The sequence below is a fragment of the Psychrobacter lutiphocae DSM 21542 genome, from assembly GCF_000382145.1.
Taxonomy (GTDB): domain Bacteria; phylum Pseudomonadota; class Gammaproteobacteria; order Pseudomonadales; family Moraxellaceae; genus Psychrobacter; species Psychrobacter lutiphocae.
The window spans coordinates 80818-104924 of record NZ_KB907630.1; the positions used below are offsets into that span (position 1 = coordinate 80818).

21 protein-coding genes, 1 tRNA gene and 1 other RNA gene are annotated in these 24107 nt (G+C 40.0%); 5 read left to right on the forward strand and 18 right to left on the reverse strand.

All coding sequences use genetic code 11. The features are described from left to right. Nucleotides 1-459: 459 nt before the first annotated feature. Nucleotides 460-1041 (forward strand): pilus assembly FimT family protein, encoded by a 582-nt coding sequence (locus H140_RS0105095; protein WP_019672586.1) that lies wholly within the window; start codon nucleotides 460-462, stop codon nucleotides 1039-1041. A gap of 57 nt (nucleotides 1042-1098) precedes the next feature. Here H140_RS0105095 and pdxJ read toward each other — a convergent pair whose 3' ends face one another. The 11 genes from pdxJ to nhaA all read right to left on the reverse strand — a co-directional run bounded on the left by pdxJ (nucleotide 1099) and on the right by nhaA (nucleotide 12307). After that, on the reverse strand, nucleotides 1099-1872 hold the full coding sequence (gene pdxJ, locus H140_RS0105100) for a pyridoxine 5'-phosphate synthase (RefSeq protein ID WP_019672587.1): 774 nt from the start codon (nucleotides 1870-1872) through the stop codon (nucleotides 1099-1101). A 184-nt stretch (nucleotides 1873-2056) separates the two neighbouring features. After that, nucleotides 2057-2752, reverse strand: a complete 696-nt coding sequence (recO, locus tag H140_RS0105105; RefSeq protein ID WP_019672588.1) for a DNA repair protein RecO — start codon at nucleotides 2750-2752, stop codon at nucleotides 2057-2059. Nucleotides 2753-2830: 78 nt separating this feature from the next. Beyond that, the gene (era, locus tag H140_RS0105110; protein WP_026348845.1) at nucleotides 2831-3811 is read right to left on the reverse strand and encodes a GTPase Era; all 981 of its coding nucleotides are present in this window, start codon (nucleotides 3809-3811) and stop codon (nucleotides 2831-2833) included. A 181-nt stretch (nucleotides 3812-3992) separates the two neighbouring features. Continuing rightward, complete coding sequence (gene rnc / locus H140_RS0105115) at nucleotides 3993-4763, reverse strand: ribonuclease III (RefSeq protein ID WP_026348846.1); 771 nt, start codon at nucleotides 4761-4763, stop codon at nucleotides 3993-3995. 297 nt (nucleotides 4764-5060) lie between these two features. Further along, nucleotides 5061-6164, reverse strand: a complete 1104-nt coding sequence (gene lepB, locus H140_RS0105120) for a signal peptidase I (protein WP_019672591.1) — start codon at nucleotides 6162-6164, stop codon at nucleotides 5061-5063. A gap of 91 nt (nucleotides 6165-6255) precedes the next feature. Further along, the gene (gene lepA / locus H140_RS0105125; protein ID WP_019672592.1) at nucleotides 6256-8058 is read right to left on the reverse strand and encodes a translation elongation factor 4; all 1803 of its coding nucleotides are present in this window, start codon (nucleotides 8056-8058) and stop codon (nucleotides 6256-6258) included. Nucleotides 8059-8458: 400 nt separating this feature from the next. After that, nucleotides 8459-8535 (reverse strand) — tRNA-Met (locus H140_RS0105130). 229 nt (nucleotides 8536-8764) lie between these two features. Further along, an RNA gene (rnpB, locus tag H140_RS15100) (RNase P RNA component class A) lies at nucleotides 8765-9155 on the reverse strand. Nucleotides 9156-9287: 132 nt separating this feature from the next. After that, nucleotides 9288-9674, reverse strand: coding sequence for an MliC family protein (locus H140_RS0105140; protein ID WP_019672594.1), 387 nt, complete (start codon nucleotides 9672-9674; stop codon nucleotides 9288-9290). A gap of 619 nt (nucleotides 9675-10293) precedes the next feature. After that, complete coding sequence (locus H140_RS0105145; RefSeq protein WP_019672595.1) at nucleotides 10294-10869, reverse strand: DUF2799 domain-containing protein; 576 nt, start codon at nucleotides 10867-10869, stop codon at nucleotides 10294-10296. A gap of 235 nt (nucleotides 10870-11104) precedes the next feature. Beyond that, on the reverse strand, nucleotides 11105-12307 hold the full coding sequence (gene nhaA, locus H140_RS0105150; protein ID WP_019672596.1) for a Na+/H+ antiporter NhaA: 1203 nt from the start codon (nucleotides 12305-12307) through the stop codon (nucleotides 11105-11107). A gap of 602 nt (nucleotides 12308-12909) precedes the next feature. Between nhaA and H140_RS0105155 the strand changes: the two genes are divergently transcribed. Next, nucleotides 12910-13665, forward strand: coding sequence for a TSUP family transporter (locus H140_RS0105155; RefSeq protein ID WP_019672597.1), 756 nt, complete (start codon nucleotides 12910-12912; stop codon nucleotides 13663-13665). 166 nt (nucleotides 13666-13831) lie between these two features. Here the strand turns inward: H140_RS0105155 and H140_RS0105160 are convergent, their stop codons facing one another. Beyond that, on the reverse strand, nucleotides 13832-15247 hold the full coding sequence (locus H140_RS0105160; protein WP_051086858.1) for a dicarboxylate/amino acid:cation symporter: 1416 nt from the start codon (nucleotides 15245-15247) through the stop codon (nucleotides 13832-13834). A 733-nt stretch (nucleotides 15248-15980) separates the two neighbouring features. Here H140_RS0105160 and H140_RS0105165 point away from each other — a divergent pair. After that, nucleotides 15981-16967, forward strand: coding sequence for a LysR family transcriptional regulator (locus H140_RS0105165; RefSeq protein ID WP_019672599.1), 987 nt, complete (start codon nucleotides 15981-15983; stop codon nucleotides 16965-16967). A 30-nt stretch (nucleotides 16968-16997) separates the two neighbouring features. Here the strand turns inward: H140_RS0105165 and crcB are convergent, their stop codons facing one another. From crcB to H140_RS13985, 4 genes are all read right to left on the reverse strand, one after another. Next, nucleotides 16998-17369, reverse strand: coding sequence for a fluoride efflux transporter CrcB (gene crcB / locus H140_RS0105170; protein WP_019672600.1), 372 nt, complete (start codon nucleotides 17367-17369; stop codon nucleotides 16998-17000). 149 nt (nucleotides 17370-17518) lie between these two features. Further along, nucleotides 17519-18559 (reverse strand): tRNA (adenosine(37)-N6)-threonylcarbamoyltransferase complex transferase subunit TsaD, encoded by a 1041-nt coding sequence (gene tsaD / locus H140_RS0105175; RefSeq protein WP_019672601.1) that lies wholly within the window; start codon nucleotides 18557-18559, stop codon nucleotides 17519-17521. A 203-nt stretch (nucleotides 18560-18762) separates the two neighbouring features. Beyond that, a complete protein-coding gene (locus tag H140_RS0105180) occupies nucleotides 18763-19338 on the reverse strand; it encodes a c-type cytochrome (protein ID WP_019672602.1) in 576 nt (191 codons plus the stop codon). A gap of 68 nt (nucleotides 19339-19406) precedes the next feature. After that, entirely contained in the window at nucleotides 19407-19808 is a 402-nt protein-coding gene (locus H140_RS13985) for a hypothetical protein (protein WP_019672603.1), read from the reverse strand. 604 nt (nucleotides 19809-20412) lie between these two features. Here H140_RS13985 and rpsU point away from each other — a divergent pair. Then, nucleotides 20413-20628, forward strand: a complete 216-nt coding sequence (rpsU, locus tag H140_RS0105190) for a 30S ribosomal protein S21 (RefSeq protein ID WP_007394316.1) — start codon at nucleotides 20413-20415, stop codon at nucleotides 20626-20628. Between the two features lie 280 nt (nucleotides 20629-20908). Then, nucleotides 20909-21358 (forward strand): GatB/YqeY domain-containing protein, encoded by a 450-nt coding sequence (locus H140_RS0105195; protein ID WP_019672604.1) that lies wholly within the window; start codon nucleotides 20909-20911, stop codon nucleotides 21356-21358. Nucleotides 21359-21487: 129 nt separating this feature from the next. On the opposite strand, the gene H140_RS0105200 is transcribed toward H140_RS0105195, so the two are convergent. Together H140_RS0105200 and tnpA are read right to left on the reverse strand one after the other, a co-directional pair. Then, complete coding sequence (locus H140_RS0105200) at nucleotides 21488-23374, reverse strand: M48 family metalloprotease (RefSeq protein ID WP_019672605.1); 1887 nt, start codon at nucleotides 23372-23374, stop codon at nucleotides 21488-21490. Between the two features lie 376 nt (nucleotides 23375-23750). Further along, a partial coding sequence (tnpA, locus tag H140_RS0105205) for an IS200/IS605 family transposase (RefSeq protein ID WP_026348848.1) occupies nucleotides 23751-24107 on the reverse strand: 357 nt, incomplete at its 5' end.

Consider the following 24107-nt stretch of genomic DNA (forward strand, 5'->3'; position numbering starts at 1 on the left):
TAATTTACAACATATTTTTGTGACTCTGTCATCTAATACACATTGACATCACCTGAGCCTGCCCAGTGATTCTATTGTAGCTTCTTCGTATCGTTCGTACTACAAGAAACAACAACATTATAATATGTGATAAAAATGTGATTAAATAATAGTTAGGTAATATATATATTAAGTCAAATAAAGCGAAAAATATATGTGATGCACAAGCTACTAAGGCTAATTCTAATACATAGATGCAAATACTTCTATCCTTAGCGCTACTTTTTTCACTAAATGTAACAAAATTTGACAATAGTATCCACTATACCCACATTTAGTACAAGGCTTTAAGTTACCTATCTTTGTAAATATACCCTTTGTAAATATACCGTATTGCAAGATAAAACAAATAAAAAAGATAAATCAGCTTTGCAATTTAGGCTGCCAACACTCTCGAAAATATATAATGGGATTAAATTTATGCAGCCTAATCATCATCAACCGATGTCACCAGTAGCCATAGTAAAAAGAACACAACAAGGCTTTAGCTTATTAGAGGCGGTCATCACCGTAGCAATAGTCGCTGTTATCAGTTCGATCGCCCTGCCTGCTTTAAGTAATGGCTTAAAAAGCTGGGAGGCAAACGCAACGCGCAATCATATCACCAACGCCTTTCGCATAGCAAAAACACAAAGTTTAATACAAAGACAAAATACCATTATGTGCTTTTCCGATAGTGATTATCAATGCCACAGGGAAGCTACAAAGAATTTACTGGTATTTGTCGATGTTGATAATAATGACCGCTTTACACCTAGTATCGATTCTATAATCTTAAATCAAGCCTTAGCCTTAGATTATGGACAGATTTACTTACGGGCAGCCAATCGCCATTATATTAAGTTTTATGGCGATAACGGCCTACCTCGTGGGCATTTTGGCCATATCAAATATTGTGCTAATAATGGTGACACCAGTAATATGTATCAAGTATCCATTAACCAGCAAGGCAATCATCGCTTTAAGCCTTATCACATTAAACCAACAGGTTGTCCTAACTAAACCATTGGCTAGTGCTAATCTGGTAGCACAATTTATATCCGATACTCCTTGTCCTGTTTATACCTGATATTCCTTGCCTTGCATCGCAGCTTGCATCGCTTTCACCGCATTTTCAAGCCCCATAAACACGCTATCTGCAATTAAAGCATGTCCGATGTTCAACTCATGAATACCTGGAATACTAGCAATAGGATGAACGTTTGCACGTGTTAAGCCATGCCCAGCATTGATAATAAACTCATTGTTGACGGATAACGCATATTCCGTAGCTTGTTTAATTCTATTATACTCTTTATTTATAGTGGACTCATCTTGACTTAAAGTAGCCTCAGAGTACTTACCAGTATGTAGCTCAATAGCATCGGCACCACAGTGAATAGCAGCATCAATCTGCGTAGGCTCTGGATCTATAAATAACGAAACCTGAATGCCAGCTCCATGCAGTGCTTCAATATAAGACTTTAAGTTATCAACTTGTCCTGCTATATCTAATCCACCTTCTGTCGTTAACTCTTCACGCCTTTCGGGCACTAAACATACCCACTCTGGCTTGATCTCAAGCGCAATTTCTAACATCTCATTAGTGGTGGCCATTTCTAAATTCATACGTGTTTTTAATAATGGCTTCATACGATACACATCAGCATCGAGAATATGGCGTCTGTCTTCACGCAAATGTAGCGTAATACCATCAGCCCCCGCCTGCTCACACACTAATGCTGCTGCAACTGGGTCTGGATAAGTGACCCCGCGAGCTTGGCGCAATGTCGCAACATGATCTATATTAACACCTAGTAGTGGTGCAGTTGCAGATACATTTTTAGTCATCATAGCTTATCCCAATAAAATAAAATACAGGTTAGAGTCTGTGGATCAAGTTACCGTATCAAATCTTAATCTAGCAGACTCTATTATTCACAGTCTATCACTATTACAATTTATTGATATTACAATTTGTGGGTATCATATCAAATCTGGACTACTATTGAACGCATATGGTAAATGTTTACAGACCCTATTGATAACGGTAGAACTGTTGCCAAAGTATCCGACTCTGAAGAGGCTGATAACCAAATAAATGATCTATTAACTGTCGATGTACTCCAGACCAAACTTCTATTGTTTCAATATCAATGCCTGAGCGCATTGCTATAATCTGATTCCCTTTTACAAACTCAGCAGATAGAGCTAATTTTGAGTCTTCTTCATCAACTTCTACCCAACCTGTTTCGACCAAAAACCGATACAAGCTGTCAGCTTTAATCTCTACCTGCTCACTGTCTAGCTCAAGATCTATACCAAAGCCCAACTCATTGAATAACACTTGCTCATATAATCGTAATACCATCTTCAACTGCTGTAAGCTTAATGGCTGTTGCAAATTACTGATGGTATGGCTGTATTGCTCATATATGACAGGCATACTGTCTTCAACAGGTAACAGCTTTAACGTAATTTCATTAACATAAAGAGCAGCATACTGTTGCTGACCGATAAGGCTTGGCACTGCAGCAGCAATATTAACTTGCTGCAAGGTTTTTAGTGACTTTTTGCCTGTTGCAAACAAAGTTAAAGGCACAAACTGGGGAATGCCTTTTTTGGCAACACCATGTAATACGCCGTATTCTTTGGTCAGCAAATAATAAATGCTGCGCTTGTCTTGATATGCTCTTTGATGCAAGCTATAAGCATGCAAAGGCTCATTGCGCAATATAATGACTCTCCATACCCGTTAACATCTGACGGTTCATGCCGTTTTTTAATCTAGAGTTTTTTAATCTAGAGTTTTTTAATACCCCAAACTACTTAATGCACGAGCATCGTCTGACCAGCCCTGCTTTACTTTTACCCATAAATTAAGCATAATTTTTCTACCAAACAAGGCCTCCATATCTTCACGAGCAGCAATTCCCACCTGTTTTATACGGCTACCTTTATCACCAATAACAATCGCTTTTTGACCATTACGCTCAACAAATATAGTGGCATCAATAAAAGTCACAGCTCTGCGCTTACGCCCAGTCTTTGGATCTATATGTGCTGGCTCATCTTTAAACTCATCGATTTGTACTGTCAAATCATAAGGGACTTCATCACCTGCTTGACGCATAAGTTTTTCACGAATAATCTCACTGGCTAAAAAGCGCTCGCTACGATCTGTAATTTGCTCCGTATCATAAATTGGAGTGCCTTGAGGCAAGTGTGAACGAATAACGTGTTGCAATCGATCTAAATTTTTATTTTTTAGAGCAGAAACAGGCACAATATCTGCAAATTCAAAGTTTTCATGATAGGTTTCAATCAAAGGCAAAATTGAATCTTTATCTTTAATGGTATCTGCTTTATTAATTACTAATACCACAGGCGTATCGGTTTGACTTATTTTTTGTAGGGTTAATAAATCGTCATCACGCCACTGCTCTCCATCAACAACAAATAGCACCAAATCAACATCAACTAAAGCGGATAAAGCCGCTTTATTCATTCGCTCATTAATTAAACGCACTTCATTACTGTGAATACCAGGTGTATCTACAAACACCGCCTGCATATCATTGCTGGACAAAATACCATGAATACGATGACGTGTGGTTTGTGGTTTGCGCGAAGTAATAGATAGTTTTTGTCCCAGCATATGATTCATCAGGGTCGATTTACCCACATTCGGGCGACCAACGATAGCAACATAACCTGAGCGATAATCTTCTGGAAGATTTAATGCATCATCACTAAAAAAATCATCGAGTAAGTCATTCTCTGCAGTATTCATGTCTTGTGCTAGCTCTGTTTGCTCTAGTGGGTGTTTGTCTTGTGGGTGTTTATCTTGTGGTGCATTTGCCATAATCTCTATATATCCGATTGTCTGTACATCTGGTTTAATTGTATATCTTCTGCTGCATTATAATAATTAAAATAAGAAGGGTTAAAATATGGTTAACTGTTCATTTTTTCTAGCTTTTTATCTTGATGATACGCTCATTCACCAGCTTATTTAACTGATTGATCATTTTTTCCGCTGTTTTTTGCTCAGCGATACGCCGACTCTCTCCAGATTCAACTATGGCGGTAGTATGTGGCACATCAACTTCACAACGAACGACAAACACTTGATTAGGTGCGTTGCCCTGAGTTTCTAATAAATCATAACTGGGTAGCTCAAATTTATAGCCTTGCAACCACTCTTGTAAGCGACTTTTGGCATCTTTTAGAACACGCTGATCATTGACACTGGCAATCAGCTCAGAAAACCAATCAAGCACACAGGCCTTAACCACATCGACACTTTGACTGTCTATATAAATAGCACCAATTAAAGACTCTACCGTATCCGCTAAGATAGAAGCACGCTCTCGGCCACCTCCCTTACGCTCACCAACGCCCAATATTAGATGAGAGGATAGCCCAAGCTTTTGTGCAATCTCGACCAAGGATTCTTGGCGAACTAAAGTCGCTCGCATTCGTGTCAAGCGCCCTTCATCTTGCTTAGGATATTGATAATACAGTGCTTCACCGACAATCATTCCAAGCAACGCATCCCCTAAAAACTCAAGACGCTCATAATTTATTCTGCCATCAAATGAGCGGTGCGTTAGTGCAAGCTTCGCTAAGCTGGCATCTTGAAATATATATCCCAACTTTTTTTGCAAGCTCTCTAGGCCTTGTTCAAAGCTAGTATAGCGCTGCTGTGGACTTGTACTATCTTTTCCAGTAGCCTCTGTCATATTTCGATTACAACCTTGTTGTTTTTGGAATACTTTTGGCATATTGATTGGCTGCTTAATAACCTGTTATCTATTTTTGGATATCAGTTCATAGATATAGACAATATTGTTTAATTAAAACGTTATTTAATCATTTGTAAAATACAAGCGTATGGATTAAGAGCTTTTAGATTAAAATAGTGTTGTGTTAAGAATTAAAAATCATTCACCTGCCCTATTAGAGTCAGTGACTAAACCACACTTATCATGGTTGAGGTTATCGTCTGCATGATTTATTCTAAAGTGACTATATTATGATCAATCAATAGACCGATTATATTTAAAGGTCGGTAAATTGGTTAAACCTGGCTTTTTGTGCATCCAGACATACACCGCCTTACCAGCTAGGTTCTCATCAGGAACAAAGCCCCAAAAGCGACTATCTTCACTTCGATCTGAATTATCACCCATGACAAAGTAGTTTCCTTCAGGAACGACCACATTCCAATCACCATTATAAGATATCGGCTGATTTAAAAATGATGAATACGCATCTACTTGCAAGCTAGGTGCAAGATATCGGCGTAAATAAGTGTGGTCACCAAGTTGCTCTTGGTAATACCGAACACCTACCTCTTCGTTACGTGCCCTTAAAACTGCTTTTTCTGGTGTTAATCCTGGCTCAGTCCATGGGGTATATAAGCGATCGGTTAAAACTTCATCTGCAACAAAATTAACCTGCTTGCTAGGCACTGGCTGACCATTAACTGACAGCTGACCTTGATTAAAGCTGACACTATCACCAGGCAAGCCAATCACTCGTTTAATATAGTAGATTTTAGGGTTTTCAGGGTAACGGAACACTACCACATCACCATGCTCAGGGTTGCCCGTATCGATAACCTTATTATAAGTCAGTGGCAGGCGAATACCATAGGCATACTTATTAACTGCCACATAATCACCTGTATATAAGGTTGGTACCATAGATGATGAGGGAATATTAAACGGCTCAATGATAAACGAACGCACCACAAGCACCACAGCAAGTACAATAAAATAATCATGTGCCCAGCGGATTAAAAAGTGCGCTTGTGACGCTTTAGGCTCACTTAAATTACTAGTAATGCTGACATTACGCTTAGCTTGGCGATACTCACGCTCAGCCTGTCGAACCGGCATTGGCGCATCATCGGTACTTGCCGCATCCAAGTTTTGCGGATCAAACTCAATATTGTGCTCAGTCAGGATATTTTTATACGCTTGTGTCTTGCTGGCTAAGTTATCCTCAGCAGCTTGTTGCTCTTTGCTATGACCTAGACGCTCACGTTTATGTTGCTTTAGCCATACAATATCAAGCAGCCATATCACCCCTAGAAATAAGGTTACTGGCACTAAAATTACATTAAAATCAAAGTCCATACTGCTGCCTTAACCACGCTATTATTTATCGCAAACCTGATTATTTATCGCAAACCTGTTTTATCACAGATGCGTTAAAACACATTTATACTTATTGATTATCAACCTGTAATACCGCAAGGAAAGCTTCTTGTGGGATTTCGACACTACCCACTTGTTTCATACGTTTTTTACCTTCTTTTTGCTTCGCAAGCAGCTTTTTCTTACGTGACACATCACCACCATAACACTTAGCTAGAACGTCCTTACGCATTGCTTTAACCGTACTACGAGCAATAATCTGGCTACCAATTGCTGCCTGAATCGCCACATCAAACATCTGCCTTGGAATCAGCTCTTTCATCTTCTCAACCAACTGATTGCCACGATATCGCGCTTGGTCTTGGTGACAAATCATCGCTAACGCATCAACTTTATCACCATTAATTAATACATCAACTTTGACTAACTTATCCACTTCATAGCGATCAAACTCATAATCTAATGACGCAAAGCCTCGTGATACTGACTTTAACCGATCAAAAAAGTCCATCACCACTTCGCCTAAGGGGATATCAAATATCAACTGTACTTGCTTGCCCATAAAGCGCATATCCACTTGAACACCACGGCGTTCCATACATAATGTCATCACATTACCTAAATAATCTTGTGGAACGAGTATATGACATCGAGCAATAGGCTCACGAAACTCATCTACAAACCCTGGATCTGGCAGTTTTGATGGGTTGTCCACCAGTATTACATCACCATTTTTTTTCTTAATCTCATAAATAACAGATGGCGCTGTGGTAATTAAATCTAGATTATACTCTCTCTCAAGACGCTCTTGAATAATTTCCATATGCAGCATACCTAAGAAGCCACATCGAAAACCAAAACCTAGTGCATCGGAAGTATCAGGCTCAAAAAATAGAGCTGAATCATTGATTTGTAGCTTCTGTAATGCTTCACGGAATTTTTCAAAATCATTTGAATCTACTGGAAATAGACCTGCATAAACTTGAGGTGTAATCTGCTTAAACCCAGGAATCAACTCAACATCAGGTGTACTCGCATGAGTAATGGTATCCCCTACTGGTGCCCCATGAATATCTTTAATACCTGCAATCACAAAACCAACTTCGCCTGCTTCAAGCTTGCCAGTCTCTAATGGTTTAGGTGTAAACACCCCAATAGATGTCACTAAATGTGAATCCATGGTCGATTTAATTAAAATCTTATCACCAGCTTTAATAGTTCCTTCACGTACACGCACCAAGGACACCACACCCAAGTAGTTATCAAACCATGAATCAATAATTAACGCTTGCAACGGTGCATCACGATCACCCGTTGGTGCTGGAATACGCTCGACTAACGCTTCTAGTAGCTCATCAACACCCAAACCTGACTTTGCAGAAACTCGAGGTGCATCAATAGCCTCAATTCCGATAATATCTTCAATCTCTTGAATCACCCGCTCAGGCTCTACCTGTGGCAAATCAATCTTATTTAATACCGGCACAACTTCAAGACCTAAATCAACTGCCGTATAGCAGTTGGCCACCGACTGTGCCTCTACGCCTTGTGCAGCATCAACAACCAAAAGCGCCCCTTCACAAGCCGCCAATGAGCGAGAGACTTCATAAGAGAAGTCAACGTGACCTGGGGTATCAATAAAGTTAAGCTGATAACGCTCTCCATTAGGATGGTCATAATAAAGCGTTACTGACTGAGCTTTAATCGTAATACCTCGCTCACGTTCGATATCCATAGAATCAAGCACTTGTGCCTGCATTTCACGATCCTGCAGGGCACCACAAGTCTGAATAAAACGATCAGCCAAGGTGGATTTGCCATGGTCAATATGGGCGATGATAGAAAAGTTTCGAATGTTTGATAATGCGGTCACGTCTTGTGGCTACCTAGTTATTGAGTTTAGTTTATTAATTGGATTTATTAAGGGTTAAAAAATGAAGTGATTATTCGTTTAGCCTAGCTATTCTATCAGCTTTATACCAGCTTGTAAGTGATAGAAGTGAAACACTAATCGTTAAAGATAAGCAGGTAGATTAAAAACAACTAAATCGCTGTCCTTATTAGCTTAGACGCTGTCTTTAATAACTGAAATAGCTTACAAGTACGAAAGGGGATAAGACAAAAGAAACAACGCAACTAATTTTAGGTAGCGGTACTGACTTTAGATAGCGATACTGAGCGATTTACCAAGCCTTCGTATGGGCATAAAAAAAGCCAACTACTTAGCAAGATGGCAAAGTAATCGGCTATTTAAGGCACAACGGCCTGATGTATGGTGGCGATGAAGAGACTTGAACTCTTGACCTCACGATTATGAGTCGTGCGCTCTTACCAGCTGAGCTACATCGCCATTTGAGGGCAGTATTATCCCTGAAACTTTGTAAGCCGTCAACCCCTAATTTAAAAAAATGCAATTATTTTAAAAATTAGCGGTTTCTCTCTGCTACTTTCCTACTATTTACTTTACGCTAACACTGATTGATTGTGCTAACACTGATTGTGTTATTAATGAACGAGCTCTATTTTATACCGTAAAATTAATTTTATACAGCCCTTAATGATTAACAAAACACAAATAAATTACTGGTAAACCGATAAGCCGGGTTCTGTCGTGAACGATCATTCATCTAGACGTATCGTTGCCAATACGTTCAAGCAACCTACCCGTGTCCCCTGCAGGCGACAAGTAATGGACACCTATTTGGTCTTGCTACACGTGGAGTTTACCTTGCCATGTACTGTTACCAGCCATGCGGTGCGCTCTTACCGCACCCTTTCACCCTTACCCCGCTGCATAATTGACAAGCAATTAATAACTAGCAAGGCGGTCTGCTCTCTGCTGCACTTGTCGTCGGGTTACCCCGCCCAGCCGTTAGCTGGCACGCTGCCTTATGTAGCCCGGACTTTCCTCCCTTTTTCCCTAAATATAAAAATATATTTACTCAAAACGGCGATCGTCTGGTTTACCAAGCAGCGTATTATAACAAATATCAGCAAATAAGATAGAGCAAACTAAAAATAAAAAATGGTGATTAATGTTAATCACCATTTTCATCTAGCTCTTTGATGCTAAAGATGTCTTCAATGACTCTCTATTATGACTTATCTACTCTGACAATTAACACTATACTCGTTACCATTTGCCCAAGTTAGGGTCATAATACCCATGTCTGCTTTGGTGTGCCAATCATAAGTAACATTCTGGTTGGCATTATTTACATAGCGAGCACCTGACCCTGATGGTGCGATTTGCATGGTTAAAGTTTGGTTATTCCAGTTGGCTTTTGGCAAGCTGACATTTAGCATCGCCTCTTCACCATCAATAGAGTATTTAGCTAGCACACTGCCGTTATCTTCACATACAAAGTGCTCTGGAGCCATACGATCATAAGCTTTGGTAGTTTGTTGAGCTGCTGTGGTTGCACTTGGATTAGTGGCACAAGCAGCAAGTACAATACTTAATGGTAATAGAGTTAATAACTTTTTCATGGATAAAGCTCCGTATTTATTTTGGGATTAAAAATTTGAGGGTTAAAAAATTTACTTATGACTTTAAAGAAAGCGCTAATAAACTAGCACTAATAAACTTAAGGCTATTATAAGCATTACTGATACTTAGTCTGTTATTTCTTAGCATCATTTATACTACTAATTTCATAGTTTTGGTTGAGTTATGTAACTATACCTTCCATTATCAATCAGATTTACAAATCATAGATTTAATAAAAATTAATAATTGTTATAAATTGACGGTTATAATCAAGGATCAATCTTTCTGCTTATATATGTTATAGTATAACACTACAACATCGATATGTTTAGCACATTCAGCTTATAGTCTTTTAAACTTATAATCTTTTAAACTTATAATCTTTTAAACTTATAATCTTTTAAACTTATAATCTTTTAAACTTATAATCTTTTAAACTTATAATCTTTTAAACTTATAATCTTTTAGCACTTTAGGCTTGCACTATTACAACAAATTAGAATGAGTTGAACATTAACCTTCTATCTTCATAAAAAACTTAGCTTTTTTTACCAAAAATTAACTTTTTCTTTAAAGCTAGATTGCTACTGTGCGCATGTGGTGTCTGTTTGATAGACCTTAATAACCATACTTTTTTTGCAATTGTTGTAGCGCATACTCCAAATTATCAATACGCTCAGTGAGTTTTTCAATCTTAGATGGCAGCTCAATCAAGTAGCTTTTGGCATCACCTTCTTTAGTAAAGTTTAAGTTATGACCATGTATTAGCTGCTCATACTCATTATAATATTTTTTTAACTGTTCTTTTTCTAAACTTAACTGTCTATTAAAAGAATAATACTGGCGACCATCAGCATTAACTTTATCGAGCCTTGCTGTTATTGACGCTGGACAAACGCTATTCATATAGTAGCCTTGACGCCCAATATTATAAGCATTGGTTGTGCTGCAATACTGTGCTAGTCCTTGTTGACGACCTTTTTCCCACATCTGATTATTGACTGTCACACCTACATTAGCGCAGGCTTTTTTATGATTGATTAAATAATCTGTCGCTCTACCAGCAGCACCATCAATCAAGCCAATAGATTCCCAATTATCGGTAGCGACACACGTATCTGCTGGCAAGGTTGCACAGCCTGAAAATACCGACACACTAAGCATCGTTAGTGCTAACCAGCAATTGATTTTCATAATTTTATTCCATCTAAACTCTATATAAGCGCTTAATACAAAACCTTTAATCGGTTCAAGTTAATTCTATACAGTCCTAATCAACAAAACAAAAAATCAAGTACAAAAAAAAACCTGAAAGCAAATAACAGTTATCTACTTTCAGGCACATACTGAGCTTAGCTACATACTTAACTTAGGCATATATTGAGCATTGAGGCACAATACATTGGGGCACAGTCTGACTGTTAGACTGTTAGCTTTTAGTTAAGTCTAACGAGGATTCAGTAGTTGGCGCTGATTTTAATGTTACCTTCAGTAAAAAATAACCAATAACACCTGATATTAAAGAGCCTAATATAATCCCTAAGCGTGGATCAAAACCATCTGTACGACCGCCAAAAGCCAAACCACTGATAAATAAACTCATGGTAAAACCAACACCACATAGCAAAGAGACACCATAGATTTGCTTAAAATTGGTGCCGTTTGGCAACTTAGCCATCCCCATCTTAATAATTATCCAACACATTAGCATAATACCCACCTGCTTACCTATAAATAAGCCAGCCGCGATACCAAAGGGTACAGTATGTAACAGCTGCTCTATGCCAGCACCTTGCAACGATATTCCCGCATTAGCAAAGGCAAACAAGGGTAAGATAGCAAATGCTACTGTTCCATGTAGGTCATGTTCCATATTCTCAAGTGGTGAGTGCTCTGGATCATCTTTATTAATCATAGGAATAAATAACGCCAGAACCACTCCAGCTAAGGTAGCATGTACGCCAGACTTTAACACTGCAATCCACATAATAATGCCAAAGAAAACATATGGGGTGATGGCCGTTACATTGCGGCGATTCAGTAGATATAAAAAAGGCAAACAAAGCCCAGCTATCAATAACGAAAATAGCGATAGGTCGCTAGTATAAAATAAAGCAATAATTAAAATCGCACCAATATCGTCAAAAATAGCAATCGATACCAAAAAGATCTTTAGCGCATTGGGCACACGACTGCCTAACAAACTTAAAATACCGATGGCAAACGCAATATCTGTGGCCGCAGGAATTGCCCAACCAGCTATAAAATCTGGATTATTATGGTTAAAGGCAACATAGACCAGAGCAGGTGCAGCCATCCCACCTACCGCAGCAGCTGCTGGTAAGATAATCTGCTTAATATTAGACAGCTCACCGACTAACACCTCTCGCTTGAGCTCCAGTCCAACCAAAAAGAAAAAAACAGCCATCAGTCCATCATTAATCCAGTGATGTGCATCTTTATCAATGATCAGGTCGCCTACTTGTACCACGACAGGGGCATGAATAAATGACATGTACCAGTCGTGCATTGGGGAGTTTGCCACAATCATGGCTGCTAAGGCTGCAATAGCGAGCACTATGCCCCCTGCCGCCTCATACCCTAATAATTTCTTTATTTGTTGTAATAGCATGCATCCTCTCTATCTTGCTTGTAAGGTCAATCACTTTGTTTAGCTCAACTGCTTTATATTTAACCCAACTGCTTTATATTTAACCCAACTGCTTTATTTTAATTAACTACTTTATTTTAATTAACTGCTTTATATTTAGCTCAAGCACTGTATTAAACTCAGGGTTGTAATGACCTTTAAATCAGTTTGGCTACTTAGATGATACTCATGGTAGCAGAAAAAAATAAATCTCGAGAGAAATTTTAAAGGCTTCTTGCCTTACCTACTGACGCTTCGACTTGTTTGTTTTATTTTTGTTTAAACGCCTAGACTAAGTGTTAATACCTCTATTACTACTAGTGTCTGTATAGATCATTGTTCAGTCGCATCTCATGATATAATCTTATCTTTTGTGTGTCCCAACTTTGGTGCCACAATACTTATTACTTGTCACTCTGTATTACACTTAACCTGTATTACACTTAACCTGTATTACACTTAACTAGTTACCACGTTAATTTCTTTTAATATGACAGCTTTTTACAATTTTGCATACCTTATTTTTAAGATTTTTAAATAGTACTGTTATTGATATCTTTGTTACTTAAGTTTTGGATATTTTTATGGAGTTAGCCTTATCAATTGATGTTATTGTCATGCTGGCGGGGGTAGCAGCTGTTGCTGGTTTTATTGATGCCATCGCAGGTGGTGGTGGTCTCTTGACTATTCCTGCTATGCTTCTAGCAAATATTCCACCAGTCATGACTTTAGGCACTAACAAGCTACAAGCTGCGTCTGGCGCACTTACTGCTTCTATCACCATGATCAAAAAGGGTGTGGTATCGCCTAGTAATATGAAGCAAGCTATTATTGCCGCTTTTATTGGCTCGGCAGCTGGTACAATAGCCGTGCAACTATCTCCGCCTGACTTACTGGCCAAGCTAATTCCATTTTTAATCGCTATTATTGGTATTTATACCTTATTCGCACCCAATCTTGGCGAAGTAGAAGCTGAGCCTAGAGTTTCAGAATCTACTTGGCAGCGAGTGATTAGTCCTTTAATTGGCTTTTATGATGGCTACGTTGGCCCTGGTACGGGCATGTTCTTTGCACTTGGCAATGTGGCTTTACGCGGTAGAGAAATTATTGCTGCAACAGGCACTGCAAAAGTACTCAATCTATCTACCAATATTGCCTCACTTATTTTCTTTATCCTTGGCGGTAAAGTGCTCTGGTCAGTGGGACTCGCCATGATGGTCGGACAAACGCTCGGCGCTTTTGCTGGATCACACCTGGTAATCAAGGGCGGCAGTAAAATTATCCGTCCTATGATTGTCATCATGTGCTTGGCGATGCTGACCAAATATGTGTATGGCTAAACCTGCCGTTCCGAAAAACCTACCTAAACCTATTCACATAGTTTGGTTTTCTTCCTGCTTTATAGGCGTTTGCCGTTGTAATTACACTCAGCACTTAGCATCGTTTCCACAGGCTAACACGGTGGATCTCACCGCTTTTAAACCTATTAATGATGGGTTACAACCTTTAATGTTTATTGCCATCATGCTTAGTACCTGACGGTGAATGATCTGTTTGGGGCATCTGTTGATACTCACTACCCAATAACCCATCATCGAATACGGTCGAGAAGGTTTGTTGACTTTCTGGATCAATATGACCTTCAAACACCTCCTTTACTCCCGCATCTGGATCATTGTAAACCGTCATATCCATCTTACCCTCAGAGTTAGCCACAATAGTCGTGACGACCGCATCACCACCAACATTTACCGCAGTTCGCATCATGTCAATAAAGCGATCTACACCCAGCACCAAACCAATACCTTCAATGGGCAGACCAATTTGGGCAAATACCATCGACAACATAATCATCCCAACACCAGGCACCCCAGCAGTACCAATAGAAGCCAGCACCGACATGACAATGACCATCACATACTGCGACAATCCCAGATCAATGCTATATAGATTAGCAATAAAAATGGTAGTAATCCCTTGCATAATGGCTGTACCATCCATATTGATGGTTGCACCAAAAGGTACGGTGAACGAGGCCACCGAGTTTTTGACCCCCATGCGCATAGTAACTGTACGCAACGTTATGGGAATAGTAGCGTTCGAGCTGGAAGTACTAAAGGCAAATACCAATACCTCACGCACTTTGGTCAGAAACACTCTAACTGACAACTTAGAAAACACTTTTAATATCACCATCATGACAACAAAAAAGTGTAGTGCCAATGCCACAGCAACCAAAGCCACATAGCCCATCAACTGCATGATAAGATCTAAACCTAAATCTGACATGGCTTTTACTAACAGTGCAAACACCCCATAAGGTGCCAGATTCATAATAATGGTCACCATTTTTAAGATGACTTCATTAATCAGCTCCAAACCCTGTACCAAACTTTTGGCAGGCTTGCCGACCATCAAGATACTAATGCCAATCAAAATGGCAAAAAAGATAATCGAAAGCATATCTCCATTGGCCATAGCACTAATGGGATTGGATGGAATGATATTAGAAAACACATCCATCAAAGGTGGTGCTTGTTTACCTTCAAAACCGACTTCTGGCACCAAGTCCATTCCTTTGCCAATACCTACCAAAGAACCAAGACCAATCGCAGTTGCAATAGCAACAGCAGTGGTAAACATATACATCACAAAGGTTTTGCCACCTATGCGCCCAAGTAGTCGGATATCACCGATACCACATACCCCACAAATTAAGGAAATAAAGACCAGAGGTACCACTAGCATTTTTAGTGAATTGACAAACAGCTTACCGATAATGGCAAATAAACCATTAACCAGATAAGTATTTACAAACCCACCATCTGCGTTAAGACCGGTGTAGTTAAAAATAATACCCAGAGTAATACCTAACACCATGGCAACTAAAATCTTGCCAGTTAAGCTCATCCTCTTCCACATAACCACTTCCTTAGCAACTTAAAGCTATCTTTGTTTGCTGTTATTAGCATAGATTTTTTATAGGGTGTATACGGTATAGGGTGTATACGGGTTTTTGATATTTAACATCGCTTATGTGTCATATACTTTAGTAGCGCTCTCAAGCAACTATCACAACCAAAAAACTATCAAACAAAGAACTATCAAACAAAGCCATAGACTTATCAAAACCACAGATATATCAAAACCAAAGAAAAACACCAAAGCAATTATTGATAATAAAAACTAAATAATATACCCTAAAAATACAACCAAATCATAAACACTAAATCTAAGGCTTGCCTAATAAAAAAAATCGCAACCAAGACATTAAGGTAAAACAAGACATTAAGGTAAAAATTGATGGTAACTCATTACGCTCATCGATAACGGCTTTTATCCAATTATTTTTATCCAATATAGATGATATACTTCATGGTCTGCAAGCACAATTTACAATCTAGCTTTGGGATTCACCAAAATTTCATCAACTTTTGTAGACTTATTTCATCAGCATTCAGCAACATTCATCAAAATAACTTTATTAAGTATATCTAATATGTAGTATAATTTAATAAGATTGCAAAAAAGTATGACAAGACACAGTATGTTACTGATAGTCTTACGCTAACAACTTATCTTATAATGGGGAATAGGTTAGAATAACCTTACTGTTATTAACAAAATCAACCGATAACAAAATTGACCAATAACTATGCTTGAGCTTCGCCATTTACAAACCTTGACCGCATTACGAGCGCACGGCTCACTAGCTGCTGCTGCAGAAGAATTACACGTGACCGCCTCTGCTGTTTCGCACCAGCTAAAAGAGCTTGAAAACTATTACGAGGTAAAACTTGTCAATCGTCGTACCCGCCCACTGACTTTTACTCCTGCAGGTAATGTGGTCTTAAAGCTGGCAGACAGCATTTTACCGCAAGTCATCCGTACCAAAAACAACCTGAAACGATTGGCACACGGCCAAGCTGGACGACTGCGCCTTGCATCAGAATGCCACAGTTGTTTTGACTGGTTGATGCCGATTTTAAATCAGTTTCGCCGTGAATGGTCAGATGTGGAGCTCGACTTTGCCACAGGCTTTGATCCTGAGCCTCACCATCTGCTTAGTGAGGGTGATATTGACTTGCTGATTACCACCAGCAATTTGGATATTGACGGTATCTGCTACCAACCATTATTTACTTACGAGAGCCGCTTGGTGCTCTCGCCGACTCATCCGCTTGCTAGCAAACAGTTAATTGTACCTAGCGATTTGGTTGAGCAAACCCTGATTGCTTATCCAGTAGAAGCCAAACGTCTGGATGTCATTGCCAAGTTTATGGCTCCAGCCAATGCCAGTTTTGCAAAAATTCGCACCACTGAGCTCACTGCGATGCTAATTCAGTTGGTCGCTAGTGAAAGGGGGGTTGCCGCCCTGCCTGATTGGGTAGCCGCTGAATATGAAAAGAAAGGTTGGATTGTTACCCGCCGTTTGGCAGCGCCTACTACCAGCAATACAGCAACAAGTATAAAGGGCAAACATACCATGCAAGATATTGGGAAAAAATTGAGGCTGACAGGCAGCTCTAAACAGCAACAAGGCGTGTACTGCCAGCTATTTGCCGCCACTCGTGAAAGCAGCGCAGAAGTAGCTTATATGCAGGGGTTTGCTAAATTATTAGAAAACTTGGTAAAGCCGTAAATATCTAGCAAGTATCTAGCACCTCAACCACTAAACAAAAATGCGCATCACATAATACCCAGTAGCAGTGGCCATCAAGGTCAACAGCACATGAATCCCAATTAAAGCTATGCCTGACAATACCTTGCCGCTATTCAGCAAGTTAAATACTTCACTACTAAAGGTACTAAAAGTAGTCAAACCTCCCAAAAATCCAGTGATTACAAACAACTTAATATGTGGATGCCAACTGCTACCGATACGCATAAAGATGACCATCGCCATCCCAATCAAGAAGCCGCCAAGCACATTTGCGCCCAGCGTCCCCAGAGGTATCCAACTGTGCAGCGGGTTTAGCTTAGCCATCCAAGCGCGCAAACAGGCACCGATAGCCGCTCCCAAACCTATGGCTATCCACTGCATACGATGCTCCTTTTTATTTAACCTTATGTACTTTTAGATTTCAGGCCAATTTGAAAGCTTCACCTGAGCTAATAATCCCAATTCAGACTAACAATCTAGGCTTAGACAACCGAGTAAAACCACCACACCACCACTACTATCCATACCTATTACACCAATGCAGGTAGCTCACTAAGGCTCCATCTTGGCACACAGCTCACTGCCAAATCATCGGCCTGACCTGCTTTCAAGCGCTGATAACCAGCATAAGCTATCATAGCACCATTATCTGTGCACAGCTCAAGTGGCGCATAGTGCACAGTGGCATTTATTTTGGCTAACTCAACCTCTAAACTTTCACGCAAATGCAAATTGGCACTAACTCCACCGGCAATCACTAACTGTGACATACCTGTTTGTTTTAACGCTTTTACGCATTTTTTGACCAAAGTATCAACTACTGCATGCTGAAAACTGGCAGCAATATCCGCACGAACCTTGGCATCTGTATCTGAACCTTCGGTATCTTTGATTAAATTGTGTACCGCTGTTTTCATACCGCTAAATGAAAAGTCTAAGCCTTTATGCAACATAGGACGTGGTAAATCATAGGCATTCGCATCGCCAGTCTCAGCCAATGAGGCGACATTAGGACCACCAGGATAAGGTAAGCCTAGCATTTTGGCAGCTTTATCAAAACACTCACCAGCAGCATCATCAATACTTTCACCCAATATCTCATACTCTCCGATGCCATATGCTGCCACTAATAAAGTGTGTCCACCAGAAACCAATAAAGACACAAACGGAAATCTTGGTGGATTATCACCCAACAAAGGTGATAACAAATGTCCTTCCATATGATGCACACCAATCGCTGGTACGCCTAACCCATAAGCCAAACTACGCCCAAATAAGGCACCTGTCATCAATGCTCCTATTAAGCCAGGACCTTTGGTAAAGGCAATAGCATCAATCTCATCTTTGCTTATTTGACACAGCTTAAGCAACTCATCTAATAGTGGCACTAATTTGCGGATGTGGTCACGACTAGCAAGCTCAGGCACCACACCACCATAGGTAGCGTGTAGCTCAATTTGAGAATACAGTACCTGTCCAAGCAGGCCATTTTTGCCTTCTGCTAGATGGTCACTATCAAAAATGGCCAAACCAGTTTCATCACAAGAGGTTTCTAATCCTAATACTTTCAAGTCACACCTATTTTATTGTCAATTTGTTGTCAATTTTGTCATCTACAAAAAGTTAAAATGCCGTCACTGTGATAACACAATGACGGCATTTTAACAGATTATCAAGATTACTTTTTAAAAGACTGTATTTAAACAGCTATATTCATACCGATATGAGCCTCAGCTAAATCTGTATAAAAAAACAAATCTTAACTGATCAAGTTCTAACTAGACTGTTCAATCATATAATCGACAGCAGCATGTACTTGTGCCTCAGTAATCTCACCTGCAGCCTGTGGTGGCATTTGGTTAAAGCCTTTTGCTGAGTGCTCATATAAGGTCTCTTTGCCTTTTGCAATACGCGGTGCCCATGCAACTTTATCACCTAATTTTGGTGAGCTTAAAAGTCCTGTACCATGACATACTTTACAGGTCTTTTCATACAGCTCAGCACCAGCTGCTGCATCTAGTGGCGCCTCTTCTTTAGCTTCAGCCTCTTCAGCAGAGTTATTCATTGTTGCTTCTGACTCTGTTTCTGCTTCTGCGGTATCCGTTGTTGCTTCAGGTGCAGCTTCCACCTCAGCAGTCTCAGATGCCGCCTCTGGTTCAATGACCTCAGGTTCAGTGGCCGCCGCTGATTCTGCCGTCGTATATTTGGTAGCTTCCGTAGATTGTGACCCAGCGTCTGAGCCACCACCACAACCAACCAATAACCCCAAAGCAAGAGCACTGGCGAATAATAATCCACTAGTTCCAGACACTGCTGATAGTTGGCTTGTTTTTTGCTTTTTTGTTAGCATGAGAGACCTCGCCTTTGCTAAATTTGAGTGATTAATAGGCGCTGAATACCAACGTTATCTCACGTAGCTTATTCAGCAGCCTTTTCTTCTTCTGTTGCTACTTCTGCATCCTCTGTTTGAGAAGCTTCAGCGTCAACACTTACCGCCTCTTCGGTTACTTCTGAATCAGTGGCTTCTACATCAGTAGCTTCTGCATCATCTGTTGCCTCTACTTCATCACCATCTTCAGCTTCGTCTGCTGGTGCGACTACTTCAACTTCGTCAAGCTCAAGTGGCTCAGGCTCAGGAGCATTTGCTTTGGCAAGCTCTGCTGCTTCTTCAACTTTATCTACTGCCTTAACCTGATGCTCGTTACCACCACAGGCAGTCAGTACCAATGCGGCACCAAGCATTAAAGATGGTACAGTTAATAGACGGCGGGCAGTTGTTAACTGATTGCTTTCTCTTACTTGTTGATTAATATCTGACATCATTAACTCCTAGATAGGTTGTGGATACATCATGTATCTGGGTGTGATAAACTTGACCTACAATAATATCACAACCGCCTGCCCCTCACTATCATTTAACCTTTCTATATTTAGATGCTTGGATTTAGATGCTTGTCAAAGATAGTCACCTTTCAACTTAAATAGTGTTAATAAATACGAATAACTTTTGATATAGATGAGAAATACAAACAAAAGTTATTAACATTCATTTTAAATACATGTTTTATATCATTATAAACATTTCATCCTTGAGCTTCAAATACTATTTCTCAGTTTACCTTATTTTTTAACCTAAGACCTATCCAGTTTTTTATACAAAATTTTAATCGTTACCAATATCCAAGCTCACTAATACAAAAACAACTATGCTACTTAGCTAGATTGACAATCCTTCTTTTTTTTAGTATAATTTCGCTCTTACTTTTGCGTGTTTGTCACGCTAAGTGGTTTATTATTTACTTTATTATCCTAGCAAGAGCTGATGCCGTAACCCATCTGAGACACTACGGCTAATATCAACGACACAGCATTGCTAATGTTACTTGTCTCTAATTTCCACTCAATTTTATATTAAGGAGTCTGCATGCCTTCAGTTAAGGTTAAAGAGAACGAACCTGTTGATATCGCTATCCGTCGCTTCAAGCGTGCCTGCGAAAAAGCTGGTGTTTTATCTGATGTTCGTAAGCGTGAGTTTTACGAGAAGCCAACGCAAGAGCGTAAGCGTAAAAAGGCAGCAGCAGTAAAACGCTATAAGAAAAAATTACAACGTGAATCAATCCGTACAACTCGTATGTACTAATCTTGATATCACCGTAACCCCTTATTAGCAGGCACTAACTCGCTTAATAACGGATATTTACATTACAAAAAACCACCTATTTTGGCCGTCTGCACTGCATTTTTGCTAACAGCGCCAACATATAGGTGGTTTTTTTATGGTGAAATCCCTACTATACTTTATATAACCCTACTACACTTTCTATAACTAGGTTTATAGTGCTATCGATTATAAATCTTTATCACAATCTTTATCACAATATACTCCCTACTCTACGTCACCCTATATTAAGGAATCTAATATGAGCGCACTGAAAGATACCATTACTGAACAAGTCAAAACCTCAATGAAAGCACGTGAACTTGAAAAAGTAAAAGTATTACGCAACGTGCAGTCAGTCATCAAACAAATAGAAATAGATCGCAAAATCGAACTTGATGACGCTGGTGTTTTAGAGATTCTACAAAAGCAACTAAAACAGCGTCAAGAATCACTAACCGTATTTAAAGACAACGGTCGTGAAGATTTAGCACAAAAAGAACAATTTGAAATTGATATCATCAATGAGTTTATGCCACAGCAAATGAGTGAGGATGAGCTTGCTGAATTAGTGGCTCAAGAGATCAGTGCACAAGGCGCAAGCTCTATGCAAGATATGGGTAAAGTAATGGGTGCATTAAAAAGCAAAACGGCAGGACGTGCTGATCCCGCAACCATTTCTCAGTTAGTGAAAAAAGCATTAATAGGATAGTATTATTGGGTTGATTGATTGGCTAACTGTCCAACAATGGCAGGCCATCAACTACGGCAAGCTACTAAATCTACGGTAAGCCATCGATTAGAAAACCGCAGGCTTTATGTTGCTAAAAAAAGACAGTCCCTAAGGTCGAAACTCTTTGGCAGCCGTTACCTGCGCAATTTCACTATTGATATTGGCCAATAAAGAGCTGGTATTAAATGTGCTAGCACGATTTTTTTGACTCGCTTCTAGCACATTTTTTGCCTGCTGTAATGACACTAAGGCATCTTCATATCTGCCTCGCCACAGTTCACCTTGGGCACGATAACGCAAGGCATTAATAGCAGAGATATTCGCCAACTCTTGACTACCTTGACCTTCCGTACTGGCCATTAACTCATATGCTCGCTGTATGCGGAACAAGGCTTCGGTGTCATAAGGACGATTGGTAATAGTCGGCTTTAGGGCGCTAATAACTTCATTATATTTACCCAAGTTCAGCCATGCCTCGGTCAACACCAGCTTGATGTCACGGCGCTCAGGATACAGCTTATAATACGGTAATAGCACTTGCTCAGTAATCTGCCACTTACCTTGCATCCCTGCCGTTTGTCCTTCAGTAATGGCCAGTAAAATATCAAAGGCCATCTGATCAGCATACGCGGTCACATGGCTAGGCTTACTATTTTTTAACTGTCTAAGTCGCTGCGCTGCATCCTGATAGCGGTTATGACTAGCATACCAATAAGCCAAAGCCATCTCAGCCCCTTTGCTTTTAGATGCTGCTACCAGTAGATCTCCTTCATTAACCTGATTGGTTAATACTTTTAATCGCCATTTGAGTAAATCAAAAACCAACTTATCACGTTGCTCACTTAATGCAACTGGTGGGTAACTGTTAGCACGACTTTGCGCTTCACTAAGACGCTCTGAGCTTAAAGGGTGGGTCATAATAAAGCTGGGTAAATAAGCATCTTTACTCATATTAAGCTGTGTTTTTTGGTTTAAGGTAGCAAAAAACTTAGGCATGGCTCGTGGGTCGTAACCAGACTTGGCCATCAATTGCATCCCGATACGGTCGGCCTCTCGCTCATTGCTACGGCTAAATGCCATTTGGCTATTCATAGCTGCTGTTTGACTACCCATTAATACGGCTGCCGCCGCATCGCCATCTGCCGCTGAAGCTGCTATGGCTGCTAATAGGCCACCTATCTGTAATAATAAAGCTTTGCGACCAGCCTCCTCACGGTGTTCATAATGGCGTTGACTTAAATGTGCTACCTCGTGAGCAATGACACTGGCCACCTCGTCCATACTGCTTGATTCAGTGATCGTACCAGCATGAATACCCATCAGACCACCAGGAATGGCAAACGCATTAATACTGGTATTATTGATTAATAACAAGGCCAAAGGTGCTTGAGTACGAGCTTGAGCATTAATTTGCCACGCCATTCGCTCAAGCTGTTGTTGTGACCACGGGTCATTAAGTAGTGGGGTACTTCTGGCTAGCTGTTGCAGTGACCACTCACCGATGGCCTTGTGTTGGTTGGCTTCAATAAAACGGCCACCACCACTGCCCAAGTCGGGTAGTTTTAATTCAGAGACGACTGGTTTAGGTTGGGTGTACTGACTTCCAAAAGCTGATTTATTAAGGCCTGACTGACCAAAACTAAACACACTCAAGTCTGAAGATACCAAGTTTGGAGTAGCAAACAATCCTTGATTGATGCTAATCGGAGTGGATCCTTGAGCCATTACGGGGTAGTTAGCCCTAAAACTCTCATCGTTTAAGTGGTTGTTAATTTGGTTATTTGAGCTATTTAATAAATTTGGCTGGTTGTTATAAGCATTGAGTCTGGACGCCACTGTTATAGTAGAGCTACTTACTGGGTCAGTGGACGCTGCTAAAGCCGCAGGCACTACCAATACAGCAGCCAAAACCAGCAAGCACTGCCCCGTCACCGTTGATGATAAGATCGGTTGTTTATAATGTTCAGGCTTGATAGCAAAATTAAAAAGACTCAATATGACTTCCTTGACAGCAGTGCAACAGGACTTTACCTGCTTTATATTAATTTATATTAGCGTCTATTTACACTTGCACTATTCATAAAATTAATTCATGGCTATTACAGGTTTTATAGAGTTAATACACTGGTACTATTAAAACCCTAGTGCTATCAATACCCTAGTGCTATCAATACCCCAGTACTACTGATAAACATTTAAAACCATTCGGCATTAACTTTAATGATACCATCATAACCAGCTAACCTTATACCATCTTATCTAAGATGTAACTTTTTATATATGAAGATTTATCCAACGTTGCCGTAAAACCACCCACTTCATGGGTGGATATAAGGCAACTGTGTATCCATGCTTACGCAAAAAAAGCTGTTTAGTGTGGCGTATTTTGCTGTTCGATATACTGGCGGATAATCTCAATTGGAGCACCGCCACAGCTACCTGCAAAGTAACTGGGCGACCACAACGCACTGCCCCATAACTGTTTAAAGATAGATGGATATTGCTTTTTGCGAATAAGCCGACTAGAAACGCCTTTTAAACTATTAACCAAGCTTGAGATAGCCACTTTGGGTGGATAAGTTACCAGCAAATGTACATAGTCATCCTCACCATCAAACTCCACAAGCTCGGCTTCAAACTTTTTGCACACATCATCAAAGATAGACTCAAGGTCATCAAGGACTTGTTTGGTGAAAACTGATCGTCGATACTTAGTGACAAAGACCAA